This is a genomic window from Thalassobaculum litoreum DSM 18839 (genome assembly GCF_900102465.1).
Lineage (GTDB): Bacteria > Pseudomonadota > Alphaproteobacteria > Thalassobaculales > Thalassobaculaceae > Thalassobaculum > Thalassobaculum litoreum.
Genome location: NZ_FNBW01000005.1, coordinates 106,614 through 119,989 on the forward strand (window position 1 = coordinate 106,614; position 13,376 = coordinate 119,989).

Consider the following 13,376-nt stretch of genomic DNA (forward strand, 5'->3'; position numbering starts at 1 on the left):
CGTCTGGGGTGCTGTCGGCCGCGGCTGCCGTGCTAGGCTGATCGTCCTGCCCGCCCGCGGACCCGCCCATGCTCACCTTCGCCGTCGCCCTGTTCTTCCTGATCATCACGCCTGGGATCGGGGTGCTGACGACCGCCGGCATCGGCGCCGGCTTCGGCGCGGGATCGGGCATCCGGTTTCTGGTCGGCCTGTTCATCGGCACCAATCTGGCGGCGCTCCTGGTGGTGACCGGGATCGCGGCCGTGGTCCTGGCCCATCCGATCATCGGCCCGACCCTGCTCTACGCCTCGCTCGCCTATCTGCTGTATCTCGCCTTCCGCATCGGTTGGGCCGGATCGCGGGTCGCCTTCATCGAGCGCAAGAGCGCGCCGGGCATCCCCGGCGGCATCGGGCTTCAGCTCATCAATCCGAAATCCTACGCGGTGAACACGACCCTGTTCTCCGGCTTTCACTTCATGGCCGAGAACCCGACGCTGGAGATCGCGATCAAGTTCGCGATCATCAACGTGATCTGGATCCCGGTGCACCTGACCTGGCTGTGGGCCGGGGTGTCGCTCAAGCGGCTCGACCTGTCGCCGCGCACCCAGTCGGTCATCAACAAGCTGATGGCGCTGTCGATGGTGATCGTCGTCGTGCTGGCCGCCCTGCCCGCCGCGCGGTGATTCGCCTGTCCGTCAGGCGGCCGCGCCGCGGCGAGACGCGGGTGGCCCTCGCCAAGCCTCGGATTCAAAACACTAATTGCGCTTTTCCAGCCAACGGTCAGAATAGGGCCATGGAATCGGGCCTGGCCGGTCGATCGGGGGATGACAGATGCTGAGCAATATTTCCACAAAGCTCATCGCGCTTGTGGTGTTCATGACGGCGGCGCTGTTCGCGTTCGCCGGTTACACGGTCCTGTCATTGTCCCAGGTGGCAAAGCAGGTCGACCATATCGCGACGACCGAAACCCCGATCTCCCAGAGCGCCTTCAAGGTGGTTGAAGCCCAGCTCCAGCAGGAGTTGGCGCTGCATGTGGCGATCTCCGTTTCCGGCCAGGGGCGCAGCGATCTCGGCGAAGGCTACATCGCCAAATACGAGGAATACTCGGCACAGGTCGCGGCCGAGCTGAACACGATCGAAGCGGTGATCGACGCCGCCATGGAGATCCCGGATGAGCGCGAGGCGCTCTATCAGGATCTTAAGGGCAACCTGCGGGAAATCCGCCAGCTGCGCGATCAGGTCACGACGATCGCCGGCCGCGTGATCACCCAGTACCGGGCTCTGGTCAAGGCCGCCGGCGCCCGCATTCCGCGCCTGTCGACCCTGGGCTCGAAGATGGAGGAAATCGAGAAGCTTCAGATCCAGCTGATGGTCTCGATCGACGACTTCGTCCACAAGGTCAACAAACTGACCGAAGACTCGGTCGCCGAGATCCAGGCCGCCGAATACACGGTGATCCAGCATCTGATCATCGCCGCCGTGATCATCGGCGCCATCTCGCTGCTCGTCGGCATCACCCTGGCCATGCGCATTCGCAGCCGCCTGGCCAACGCGGTCGCCACCGTCGACCGCTTCGCCATGGGTGACATGACCGTGCCGATCAGCAAGGTCAACGCCAAGGACGAGATCGGCAGGGTGCTGACCGCGCTGGCGCACATGCAGGAGAACCTGATCGGCATCCTCGGAACGATCAGCTCCGTGGGGAACGGCATCACCACCGGCAGCAACGAGTTGCGCCAGACCGCGCGCCAGGTCTCCGACGGGGTGAACGACCAGGCCTCCAGCATCCAGGAGACCTCCGCGGCGATGGAGGAAATGACCGCCGGTATCCGTCAGAACGCGAAGAACTCCGAGGAGACCGAGAAGGTTTCTGAGCGGATGGCGCAGGAGGCCGGGCGCTGCGCCGACGCCATGACCCAGACCGCGGCGGCGATGAAGGACATCTCCGCCAAGATCCTGGTTGTGGAGGAGATCACCCGGAAGATCGAGCTGCTGGCCCTGAACGCCTCGGTCGAGGCGGCGCGCGCCGGCGAGCATGGCCGCGGTTTCGCCGTGGTCGCCTCGGAAGTGTCGCGCCTGGCGGAAATCTCCAAGCAGGCGGCCAGCGAGATCCAGGACGCCTCGGCCGACGGCCGCGAGGCGGCGGAGAACACCAACCGTCTGCTGAGCGACCTGCTGCCGGAGATCACCCGGGTGAAGGACCTGGTCCAGGGCATCAGCGCCGCCAGCGACGAGCAGTCGGTCGGGGCTGACGAGATCAATGTCGCCATTCACCGCCTGAACTCGGTGGTCCAGCAGAACGCCGCCGCCGCCCAGCAGATGGCCGCCACCTCGGCGTCCATCGCCGGTCAGGGCACCGATCTGCAGAAGTCGATGGCCCAGTTCAAGCTCGACACCGCCGGCGGCGGCAACGCCGATGACGCCCATCCGCCCCGCAAGAAGTCGAAGGCGCCGGCCAAGGTGGCGGAGGACGAGGCGGAGGACGACCGGGACACCGACGACGCCATCACGTCCGGCAATTTCGGGAAGTATTGAGGCTTCGACAGTGGAGCTTCAGAGTTTCCGCCGGCTCGCCCATTCGCGGTTCGGGATCGTTCTGCCCGACAATGCGGAGAGCTTTCTGCAGTCGCGCCTGCGCACCCTGATGGACCGGACCGGCCATCGGGACCTGGAGGCGCTGCTGCAGGCCGCCGAGGCGGAGAGCAACGGCGACCTGTTCATCGACATCGTCGAACAGCTCTCCACCAACCACAGCTATTTCTACCGCGAGCCGGCGCATTTCGAGTTCCTGTCCTCGGTCGCCCTGCCGGAGATCACCGAGCGGCTGCGCCGCCAGCGGTCGCGCGACCTGCGGATCTGGAGCGCGGCAGCCGCGGCCGGCGAGGAGGCCTATTCCATCGCCATGGCGATGCGCACCTTCTACGGCGCGCACTACCAGGATATGGATGCCGGAGTGCTGGCCACCGACATTGCCAAGCGCTCGCTGCAAAGGGGTGCTGAGGGCGTGTACCGGTCGGAGACCTTCCGTCACATCCCCCAGGCCTGGCGCGATTCCTTCCTGGAGCCGGCGGGCGAGGACAGCTTACGGGTGATCAGGGCGGTGCGCGACGACGTCATGTTCCGGTGGCTCAATCTGGTCGGGTCGATGAGCGCTCTGCGCGGCGGCTTCCACGTTATCTTCTGCCGCAACGTGATGATCTATTTCGACGCTCCGACCCGTGAGCGGCTGGTCCAGTCGCTGACCCATCTGCTGGCGCCGGGCGGCTATCTGTTCATCGGCCACACGGACGACGCCGAGTTCGCGCGGAAATATCTCGACCAGCAGCGTCCGGCGATCTTTCGCAAGAGGGCCGGGTCGTGAGCAGTCTGCGGGTTGTGGTGGTAGCGGCCGACCCGCTGCTGCGCAAGGCGGTATCGGAATCCCTGAACGATCTGAAGACACTGGGCGAGGTGACCGCGGTTACCCCGACCCGGGCGACACCGGACCGGATGACCGCGACCGACGCGGTGCTGATCGTCGGGACCGACGCCGACGCCCGCACCCTCAAGCCGGCGGTGGCCGCCGCCATCGGTGCCGGCCGCCCGATTGTGTTCGTCACCGTGGGCGAGGGCGGAGCTCCGGCCCTGCTGGCCCTCGGCACGCCGGGCACCTTCTCGGTGAAGGTGGCGGACCTCGACATCCGCGCCCAGCTCGCCTCGGCGGCGCCGAAGATCGCCGACCTTCTACGCCGGGCCGAAGCGGCGCAGGTTCCCGCGGCCGACCCCGCCTCCGCCACCGCCACGGCCCCCACCCGCGCTCCGGCGGTGCCGCGACCGGTGGCGCCGGGCGCGCCCTATCTCGGCGTCGTCATCTGCATCGGCGCGTCGACCGGCGGCACGGACGCGCTGCTGGCGATCCTGTCCAAGACCCCGCGCACCAGCCCGCCCATCGTCATCGTCCAGCACATGCCGGAGGCCTATGTCGGCGATTTCGCCGCCCGGCTCGACCGCTCCTCGCCGCTGGACGTGTCCCTGGCCCAGGACGACCTGCCGCTGCGCATGGGGCTCGCGGTGGTGGCGCCGGGCGGCCGCCAGCTCCGGCTGCGCAAGGATGCGAAAGGGATCTGGACCCGCTCGGGTGAGACAGACCGCTTCGGTGGCCACTGTCCGGCGGTGGACGTGCTGATGAATTCCGCCGCAGAGCAACTCGGCAAGCGGGCGATCGGCGTGGTGCTGACCGGCATGGGCCGGGACGGGGCCGACGGGCTGCTGGCCATGCGTGAGGCCGGCGCCCGCACCGTGGCCCAGGACGAGGCGACCTCCATCGTCTACGGCATGCCCAAGGCGGCGTTCGAGAATGGCGGCGCCGACACGGTGCTGCCCCTGGGCAAGGTGGCGGATTTCGTCTCCGGCCTGGTGATGTCTTTCCGATAAGCGGCCGTCGCATTCGCAATGCCCGTCTTCCCGGATCAGGTCTGGGAAGACGAGGGGGCGCGTGCGGATTGTCCCTCCACCCACTCGCCGAGCGCCGCCGCCACCCGCACCATCACCGGCTCCCAGTCGCCGTCGCGCTGCTGTCGGAACACCCTGGTCTGCGGATACCAGAGCGAGTCGTCGCGGGTCAGCCCCCAGCGCCAGTCCGGCCGCGTCGGCAGGAGGGTCCAGCACGGCTTGGCCAGCGCACCGGCGAAATGCACCGTGTTGTTGGCTGGCGCGACGACCAGATCGACCGCCGCCACCAGGGCGGCCAGTCCGTCCAGGTCGACCAGCGGCTCGATCCCGTGGGCATGGTCGATCGGCTGGCCGGTCTGCGCGGCGAAGGCGGCGTAATCCTCCGGTGCCGCGCCGTATTGCAGGGAGACCAGCGCCACCTCCGGCATCGCCGCGACTGCGCGCCAGAGGTCGATCGGGATGCTGCGCCGCGCCCCGGTCTTCGGCGCGATCGAGCGCCAGGTGATTCCGACCAGCCGCTTGCCCCGGTGACGTGCCAGCAGCCCGACGCGCAGGGCCATCGCCCGCTCCGGGTCGGGCACGATCCACGGCTCCGGCCGCACCTCCCCGCCGCAGAACAGCGCCAGCCGGTGCGGCAGGTCGCCCAGGGCGATCTGAAGGTCGCAGCCGTGATGGTCTTCCCATCCACCGGTGGGGGTGGCGACCTCGGGCACGGCGATGCCGGGGAAGCTGCGGCGCAGGATCGGGCGCAGGCGCGGCTCGGTGAGGACAGTCAGCGCCGCCCCGCGGCGGAGCAGCGCGGGTGCGAGGGTGAGGAACTGGATCTCGTCGCCGATCCCCTGTTCGCCCCAGACCAGCAGCCGCGCCCCGGCGAGATCCTGTCCGGTCCACTCCGGAATGGCGAAGCGCCGAAGGAAGGGGGCGGCTTCGGGCGAGTCGAGCCGGCGGCGATGCTCCTCCCAGCCCTCGGCGAACCGCTCCTGCACCAGCAGGGCCAGGGCGGTGTTCAGATGGGCGAGCGCATGGCCGTCATCTATCTGGGTGGCCCGGCGGCAATAGCGTACGGCGGTGGCCGCGTCGCCGCTGCGGCCACGCTCGACCCCGATATTGTACCAGACATCCGCGGTCTCGGGCCGTATGCAGGCGCCCTGGCGCAGCCGCCACAGCACGTCGGTGCGTGCCGGGTCCCGCGTGGCGAGCAGGGCCAGCCGGTTATACGGCTCCGCCGCGAACGGATTGATTGCCAGCGCCCGACGTGCCCAGCTTTCCGCCTCCATCAGCCCGGCGATCTCGCAACAGGCAGGGACAGCCGCCGGGTCGCTCAGCAGCCCGCGCCGATAGGCCTGCACAGCGGCGTTCGGCCGCTCGCGCTTCTGCAGGGTGCGGGCGAGATTGCCGTTGGCGGCGGCATGGTCCGGCGCGTGGGCGAGAGCCTGGCGGAAACAGGCTTCCCCCGCCGGCCAACTCCCGCCGCTGAAGAACAGCAGTCCGCGGTTGTTCAGGATGTCTGCGGATCCGGGGGCGATCGACAGATCGCGCCGATAGCACAGATCGGCGCCGTCGATTTCGCCGGTATCGCGCAGCGCATTGCCGTGGTTGTAGGCCCCGGCCGGAGAGGCGGGAGCCAGTAGCTGGACCCGACGGAACGCCATAGCGGCCAGGCCGTTCGCCCCGTCGGCCGCCAGCTCGTTGCCGAACTCGATGTGGGCGTCCACGTCCAGCGGCCAGAGCGCCAGCCGCCGGCGCAGCGTGGTCCTGCGGTGCCGTCCGCCCGAGAGACCGGTCAGGCCGGCGAGCCCGTCCGCTCTGTTCGGCGCCAGCAGCACGGCGCGGCGGTAGCAGGCGAGCGCCGCGTCCGGTCGGGTGATATGGCGGGCCACGCCGCCCAGATTGGCCCAGGCGGTGGCGTTGCCGGGGCTGTTTCGGACCGCCTGGCCGATGAGCCGGGCGGCGTCCTGCATCCGCCCCTCCTCGAACAGCACGGTGCCAAGCAGGTTCAGCGCATCGGCGTGATACGGGTCGTCTTGGGGCACCTGGGTGTAGAGGCTGGCGGCAAGAGCGCGGAACCCGGCCTTCTGCCGGCGGATACCTTCATTCAGGAGATCGAGGGACTTCCGGCTCACGGGAATGGCGCAGATCCTGAACGACGCTGTCGACGACCGGTGCCCAATCGCCGATGCGTCTTTGGCGATGACAATACAATCTATCGTACCATCTAAGGTAGTTGTCGTCTTCTCCCCATCGCCAGTCCGGGTCGACCGGCAGCATGACGTGACAGGGTACGCCCAGGGCGCCGGCGAAATGCACCGTGTTGTTCGGCGGCGAGACCACCACGTCCATCGCCGCGACCAGCGCGGCAAGCCCGTCGAGATCGTCGGCCGGCTCGATCCCGTGATCGATGTCCAGCAGGTCGCCGAACGCCGCCAGGTCGGCCCGGCGCGCGCTGTACTGCAGCGAGACGAGGGCCACGTCCCCCAGCGTCGCGATCGGCCGCCAGAGGGCCGGCGCCACGGTCCGTCGCCAGCCGTCCTCCGCCCGGCTGGTCCAGGTGATGCCGACCAGCCGCTTGCCGGGATGCCGCCGTTGAAGCTCCGCCCGCAGGCGCTGCCGACGGCGGGGATCGGGCTTGAGATATGTGGACGGGCGGACGGCGCCGGACGGGGCGAGGCCGAGAGCGGCGGGCAGATCGCCGGCGCAGATCCAGGCCTCGGCCGGCGGCAGCGGTCGCACCGGGCGGTCGATGTCGGGGGCGACGACGTGGAGATCGGGGAAGCTGCGCTGCACCAGTGCCCGCAGCCGCGCGGTCACCAGCAGGGTGAGCGATCCGACCCGGTCCCGCAGGGCGTCCACCAGGGTCAGGAATATGATCGCGTCGCCGATACCCTGCTCGGTGACCAGCCGCAGCCGGCCGCCCATCGGCGTCCCGTCCCATTCCGGCAGCGCCGGCCAGATCGTCGCCGGGTCGGCACCGAGCGTCCTGTGGCGGGCGCGGTAGAGCGGCCAGCCCCGAGCGAAATCGCCGCGGCGCAGGAGCAGGACCGCCGCATTCATGTCGGCCATATGGGCCGGCGCGCCGGCGGCCCGCGCCCAGCCGCAGAGCTTGAGCGCCAGCGGATCCTCGCCCAGGCGCTTCTTCACATTGCTGAAATTGATCCAGGCAGGGCCGTCGCCGGGGCCGAGCAGCAGGCCGCGCCTTGCGGCGGCATCGGCGTCGCGCGGTCGGCCCAGACTCCACAGCGCCAGGGCCTCGCGATGCCGGGGCGGCGGCGCGAACGGATCGGCGATCCGCGCGCGCCGCGACCAGGTCAGCCCCTCCAGAGGCGCCTCCGCCATCCGCTGCCCGGCCCAGGCAAACAGAACCCTGGGATCACTGGCGCGGGTGACGGCGAGGCGCCGGATGTGCTCTGGCGGGAGCGTGTCGGTCATCGGGCCATCGCGGGCGTTAGGCCGAAGCGGGTTCCTTCAGCTCGATCTCCATGAACACGACCTTCGCCGGGCCGTCGTTGATCACGTTGTGCTCGACTCCGGCGGGGCGGATGTAGGGCTTGCCGACTACCATCTCCGCCGCGACGTCGCCGTCCGGGGTGGCGATGCGCAGGGGGCCGCCGCTGGTCGGGACGATGACATAGGCCATCTCGTGCTTGTGCCAGCCGGTCGCCGAGCCAGCCTCCAGGGTCCATTCGGTCACCCGGACCTTCTCGTCGTCGATATGCATGGCGGAAGTCGCGGGCGGGTAGGTGTCGGTCATGAATGCCTCACAAGGTTTGATTGGGAGCACGATGCCCCCTCCCAAGGCACCGCGCAACGCGACGAGATGCGCATGAGGCCGGATTTCCGCGCGAATCGGCTTCCAGTGCAGGCATCGCGCTGTTAGAAACCGGCAAAACAAACGTACGCTTTCGAGATCCCAATCCCCCGAGGGAGGGCGCTATGACGACCGAGTGGACCCCGACGACCTGGCGCGACCGGCCGATCCGGCAGGTGCCCGAGTATCCCGACCGGGAGAAGCTGGACGGTGTGCTGTCGACCTTGCGCACCTTCCCGCCGCTGGTCTTCGCCGGCGAAACCCAGCGCCTGCGCGCGTCCCTGGCCGATGTGGCGGCCGGCAAGGCGTTCCTGCTGCAGGGCGGCGACTGCGCGGAGAGCTTCGCGGAGTTCTCCGCCGACAACATCCGCGACACCGTGAAGGTGCTGCTGCAGATGGCGGTGGTGCTGACCTTCGGCGCCGCCCTGCCGGTGGTGAAGATCGGCCGTCTCGCGGGCCAGTTCGCCAAGCCGCGCTCCGCGCCGACCGAGGTGATCGACGGTGTCGAGCTGCCGAGCTACCGCGGCGACATCATCAACGGCATGGATTTCGACCCGGCGTCGCGCATCCCCGATCCGAAGCGGCTGCTGCGGGTCTACAACCAGTCGGCGGCGACGCTGAACCTGGTCCGCGCCTTCGCCACCGGCGGTCTGGCCAATCTGGAAGACGTGCATCGCTGGACGCTCAGCTTCGTGGAGAAGAGCCCCGAGGGCGAGAAGTTCGAGCAGATCGCCGGCCGTATCGAGGAATGCCTGGCCTTCATGCGCGCCTGCGGCGTGACGCCGGAGAGCGTCGCCCAGCTGCGCGAGACCGACGTCTACACCAGCCACGAGGCGCTGCTGCTCGACTACGAGGAGACGCTGACCCGGCGCGACACGATCACCGACGACCGGGGCTGGTACAACACCGCCGCCCATATGGTCTGGATCGGCGACCGCACCCGGAACCTCGACGGCGCCCATGTGGAATACTTCAAGGGCATCCACAACCCGATCGGCCTGAAGTGCGGCCCGAGCCTGGATCCGGACGAGCTGCTCAAGCTGATCGACGCGCTGAACCCGGAGAACGACCCGGGCCGCCTGACCCTGATCGCGCGCTTCGGCTCCGACAAGGTCCGCGACGGCCTCCCGCCGCTGGTGCGCGCCGTCGAGCGCGAGGGCCGTCACGTTGTGTGGTCCTGCGACCCGATGCACGGCAACACGGTGAAGTCCTCCACCGGCTACAAGACCCGGCCGTTCGACCGGATTCTGGCCGAGGTGCGCTCGTTCTTCGAGGTGCACGAGGAGGAGGGGACCTATGCCGGCGGCGTGCATTTCGAGATGACCGGCCGCGACGTCACCGAGTGCATCGGCGGCGCCACCGGGGTGACCGAGGCCGCGCTGTCGGACCGCTACCACACCCATTGCGATCCGCGCCTCAACGCCGCCCAGTCGCTCGAGCTTGCGTTCCTGGTGGGCGAGATGCTGGTGCGTCGTCGCGGCGGCGTCGGTGCCCAGCCTCTGAAGGCGGCGAGCTGAGCTCGTAGCGGGGGAGGAGGGGTGCCGTTCCGCATCGCCTCTTTTCCCGGCCGCGTCTCAAGCGCTACTCTCTAAGGCCTTGAGATTAGCGGAACGTCCCATGAGCGCGATCGAACGGGATGACGATCACCGGTTGGATCCGGCCGGCAACGGCTGGCCGACCACCCTTCGTCACCCCACCCCGGATACCCTGTCGGGGTATGTCGACAAGTATTTCACCCGCACCAAGGACTGCGTCGCTGCCTTCGGCGACAAGCGGGTGACCTATGCCGTCTTCATGCGCCGCCCCGTCACCTGCGCCACGAAGCTCTCCGTCGAGTGGCTTAAGTGGATGATGGCCGAGCGCGGCGCGGAGGTCGATATCCAGGTCCTCCATAAGGAAGGGGCCTGGGTCGGCGCGGGCGAGCCGATGCTCTACATCACCGGCTCGTTCTATCATCTGGTCGACCTGGAGACCCAGTATCTGCAGAAGCTGGGGGCCGCCTGCGTCGCCGCGTACAACGCCTACACCATGTGCGTGGAACTGCCGAAGACGGCGTTCCTGGCCATGGACGCCCGGCATTGCGCCGGCACCGAGATGGCGGAGATCATGGCCTACGGCGCAAGCGTCGGCTCGGCCAAGGCGAAGAAGAAGGTCGGCGCCATCGGCTTCGTCGGCAATGCCACCGACGCGACGGCCAGCTACTTCGACCAGAACCGCGGTTTCGGCACCATGCCGCACGCCCTGATCGGCTATGCCGGCTCCACCGTGCGCGCCGCCGAGATGTTCCACGAGACCCACCCGGCCGAGAACCTGACCGTGCTGGTCGACTATTTCGGCCAGGAGATCACCGACGCGCTCGCCGTCGCCCGCCGCTTCCCGGAGCTGGCGGCCGAAGGCAGGCTTGCGGTGCGGCTCGACACCCATGGCGGCCGCTATATCGAGGGGCTGGACACCGCCGAGGCCTATGCGGTGCTGGACCGCAAGGCGCCGGAGGCGATCCGCGGGTACCGTACGGAGGCCGAGCTGCGCTCGCTGATCGGCACCGGCGTGTCGGCGGCGGCGATCTGGTCGATGCGCGAGCGGCTGGACGCGGCCGGCTTCCCCAAGGTGCGCATCGTCGCCTCCTCCGGCTTCGGGCCGGAGAAGTGCCGGGTGATGGCTTTGGCCAAGGCGCCGGTGGACGTTGTGGGTACCGGATCCTATCTCCCTGACAAGTGGAGCGAGACCTACGCAACCGCCGACATCATCGATTACGATGGCGAGCCGCGTGTTAAGGTCGGCCGCGAGTTCCTGCTGCGCAAAGGAGAGTCATGAGTTCCGACCGGTTTCTCATCGTCGTTCACCAGAAGACCTCCACCCCCGGCCGCGTCGGCCAACTGTTGGAGGAGCGGGGTTACCGGCTCGACAGGCGCTGCCCCTGTATCGGCGACGACCTGCCGGAGAACCTGAAGGACTATGCGGGGATTGCTGTGTTTGGCGGCCCGATGAGCGCCAACGACTGCCAGCGCCTGGACGGCATCCGATACGAGATCGACTTCACCAAGCGCGCCCTGGACGCGGATGTGCCGTATCTCGGCCTGTGCCTCGGCGCCCAGATCCTGTCCCGCGCGCTCGGCAGTACCGTCTCGCCGCATCCCGAAAAGCATGCCGAAATCGGCTATACCGAGGTCGTCCCCACCGAGCTCGCCGAGCGCGAGGGGCTGTTCGAGCACTCGACTCATTTCTACCAGTGGCACCGCGAAGGCTTCGAGGTCCCGGCGGGCGCCGAGCTGCTGGCGACGGGCACGAACTCCTTCCCGAACCAGGCCTTCCGCTACGGCGACAAGGCCTATGGGCTGCAGTTCCACCCCGAGATCACCATCGACATGATTCACCGCTGGAACATGGGCGGCGGCCATCGTCTGGGGGTGCCGGGCGGCCAGCCGAAGCGCGCCCAGATCAAGGGCTGGGAGCTGTTCCACGACGGGGTGCGCAAGTGGACCCTGTCCCTGTTCGACCGGCTCGGTCTGCATCCCGTGCGCGCGATGCAGTCCGCGGCGGAATAGCGAACACCGAATAGGCTCGCGCGGCGGCGCCGGGCGCGCTATCCGGGGGCATGCGCACGCTCTTCATCACATCGAACCGTCTCGGCGACGCCGTGCTGTCCACGGCGGTTTTGGCGCGCCTGCTCGACGGGCATCCGGAGGCAAGGGTGACGGTGGCCTGCGGTCCGGTGGCGGCATCCCTGTTCGAGGGTGTGCCCCAGGTGGAGCGCGTCATCGCCTGGCGCAAGCAGAAGAGCGGCCGTCACTGGTGGATGCTCTGGCGACAGGTGGCCGGCACATGGTGGGACCGGGTGATCGACATGCGCGGCTCGGCCCTGGCCTGGACGCTGCTGGCGGGCCGGCGGTCGATCTACCGCACCCAGCGCGGCGATGCGCACCGTCTGGCGCAGATGGCGGCGGCGCTGGGTCTGTCGACGCCGTTGATGCCGAGGCTTTGGCTGACCGAGGCGGACCGGACGGCGGCGGCGAAGATCCTGGGCGCGGACGACCGCCCACTGGTGGCGGTGGCGCCGACGGCGAACTGGCCGCCGAAGGCCTGGCCGGCGGAGCGCTTCGCCGAGCTGATCGGGCGGCTGACGGGCGTGGGCGCGCCGCTGGAAGGCGCGCGGGTACTGGTCGCCGGCGGACCGGGGGAACGGGAGCTGGCGGCACCCGTGCTGGCGGCGGTGCCGGCAGAGCGGCTGGTGGATCTGGTCGACCGGGCGCCGCTGATGACGCTGGCGGCCGCCTTCGCGCGCTGCCGGCTGGTGGTGGCGAACGACAGCGGGTTGATGCACCTGGCAGCGGCGTCCGGGGCACCGACCCTGGGCCTGTTCGGACCGAGCAAGGACACCCACTACGCCCCGGCGGGCCCGGTGACCGCCTGGGTGCGCGCGCCGGAGAGTGCGGAGGCGCTGCTCGCACGGTCGCAGGAGGTGGGCCGGGCGCCGGGGGCGCTGATGGCGGGGCTCTGCGTTGACACAGTCGAGGCGGCGGCGCGAGATCTGTTAGGCAGCAGAAAGTTTTAAGGGAATGTCATGGGGCGGACGGCAGTGGTTCCGGCGGAACTTAAGGGCTACTACGACGATTGGAAGATGTCGCCCGGCCTGATCTCAGGTGACCACGTTTTCCTGACCGGCTTTAGCGGAACGGGTCCGAATGGCACATGCTCTGCCGATCCTGAAACCCAGTTCAGAACCGCCTTCGCCCAAGTTGAGATGGTGCTCCGGGAAGCGGGACTCGATTTCAGCGCAGTGGTGGAGATGACCACTTTCCATATCGGGCTGCGCGACCATCTGGAGCTATTCCGAGCGGTGCGGGCCGAGTTCGTGCGCGAGCCGTATCCGGCCTGGACCGCAATCGAGGTCTCCGGTTTCGCCAGCGCCGACACGATCATCGAAATTCGGGTCATCGCCTCTACGGGGTGACGCACGACCCTTTCTGCACTCCCCACGTCGTGCCGGAACCAACTCGGTCGATTGAATGATAGGGTGGACGCGTGGATCCCGGCACAAGACCGGGAAGTGTAAATGGGGGGTGGTTCCTTCTTCCCTCACTTCGTCTTCCCGGGCCTGACCCGGGATCCAGAGCGGGGTCGCTGGAGCGATAGAAGCGTGTTTTCCGGCGCTCCGGCTGCG

Annotated in this window: 12 protein-coding genes; 9 read left to right on the plus strand and 3 right to left on the minus strand. The window is 68.7% G+C overall.

All coding sequences use genetic code 11. From position 1 onward, the window contains the following. The first annotated feature begins 68 nt into the window (after positions 1 to 68). The 4 genes from BLS34_RS09345 (at position 69) to BLS34_RS09360 (ending at position 4,392) form a co-directional block, all read left to right on the plus strand. Positions 69 to 662: a LysE family translocator gene (locus BLS34_RS09345; protein WP_093149830.1), complete on the plus strand. Its 594-nt coding sequence runs from the start codon at positions 69 to 71 to the stop codon at positions 660 to 662. 148 nt (positions 663 to 810) lie between these two features. After that, complete coding sequence (locus BLS34_RS09350; RefSeq protein ID WP_093149832.1) at positions 811 to 2,514, plus strand: methyl-accepting chemotaxis protein; 1,704 nt, start codon at positions 811 to 813, stop codon at positions 2,512 to 2,514. Positions 2,515 to 2,524: 10 nt separating this feature from the next. Beyond that, entirely contained in the window at positions 2,525 to 3,340 is an 816-nt protein-coding gene (locus BLS34_RS09355) for a CheR family methyltransferase (RefSeq protein WP_028792772.1), read from the plus strand. After that, complete coding sequence (locus BLS34_RS09360) at positions 3,337 to 4,392, plus strand: CheB methylesterase domain-containing protein (protein ID WP_139189188.1); 1,056 nt, start codon at positions 3,337 to 3,339, stop codon at positions 4,390 to 4,392. The genes BLS34_RS09355 and BLS34_RS09360 overlap by 4 nt, the downstream gene beginning before the upstream one ends. Positions 4,393 to 4,427: 35 nt before the next feature. Here BLS34_RS09360 and BLS34_RS09365 read toward each other — a convergent pair whose 3' ends face one another. From BLS34_RS09365 to BLS34_RS09370, 3 genes are read right to left on the minus strand one after another with little or no spacing between them, the layout of a single operon-like run. After that, a complete protein-coding gene (locus BLS34_RS09365; protein ID WP_139189190.1) occupies positions 4,428 to 6,533 on the minus strand; it encodes a tetratricopeptide repeat protein in 2,106 nt (701 codons plus the stop codon). Beyond that, positions 6,502 to 7,836 carry a glycosyltransferase family protein gene (locus BLS34_RS25335; RefSeq protein WP_139189192.1) on the minus strand — a complete coding sequence of 445 codons (1,335 nt, stop codon included), beginning with the start codon at positions 7,834 to 7,836 and terminating at the stop codon, positions 6,502 to 6,504. The genes BLS34_RS09365 and BLS34_RS25335 overlap by 32 nt, the downstream gene beginning before the upstream one ends. A gap of 16 nt (positions 7,837 to 7,852) precedes the next feature. Next, positions 7,853 to 8,158: a cupin domain-containing protein gene (locus tag BLS34_RS09370; RefSeq protein WP_028792769.1), complete on the minus strand. Its 306-nt coding sequence runs from the start codon at positions 8,156 to 8,158 to the stop codon at positions 7,853 to 7,855. Between the two features lie 182 nt (positions 8,159 to 8,340). Here BLS34_RS09370 and BLS34_RS09375 point away from each other — a divergent pair, with 182 nt between their 5' ends. The 5 genes from BLS34_RS09375 (at position 8,341) to BLS34_RS09395 (ending at position 13,166) form a co-directional block, all read left to right on the plus strand. Then, positions 8,341 to 9,732: a class II 3-deoxy-7-phosphoheptulonate synthase gene (locus BLS34_RS09375; protein ID WP_093149839.1), complete on the plus strand. Its 1,392-nt coding sequence runs from the start codon at positions 8,341 to 8,343 to the stop codon at positions 9,730 to 9,732. Positions 9,733 to 9,832: 100 nt separating this feature from the next. Continuing rightward, complete coding sequence (locus BLS34_RS09380) at positions 9,833 to 11,029, plus strand: beta/alpha barrel domain-containing protein (protein WP_038013016.1); 1,197 nt, start codon at positions 9,833 to 9,835, stop codon at positions 11,027 to 11,029. Then, positions 11,026 to 11,760 (plus strand): glutamine amidotransferase-related protein, encoded by a 735-nt coding sequence (locus BLS34_RS09385; RefSeq protein ID WP_093149842.1) that lies wholly within the window; start codon positions 11,026 to 11,028, stop codon positions 11,758 to 11,760. The genes BLS34_RS09380 and BLS34_RS09385 overlap by 4 nt, the downstream gene beginning before the upstream one ends. 50 nt (positions 11,761 to 11,810) lie before the next feature. Continuing rightward, the gene (locus BLS34_RS09390; RefSeq protein ID WP_093149843.1) at positions 11,811 to 12,767 is read left to right on the plus strand and encodes a glycosyltransferase family 9 protein; all 957 of its coding nucleotides are present in this window, start codon (positions 11,811 to 11,813) and stop codon (positions 12,765 to 12,767) included. A 24-nt stretch (positions 12,768 to 12,791) separates the two neighbouring features. Then, on the plus strand, positions 12,792 to 13,166 hold the full coding sequence (locus BLS34_RS09395; protein WP_215906075.1) for a RidA family protein: 375 nt from the start codon (positions 12,792 to 12,794) through the stop codon (positions 13,164 to 13,166). Positions 13,167 to 13,376: the final 210 nt, after the last annotated feature.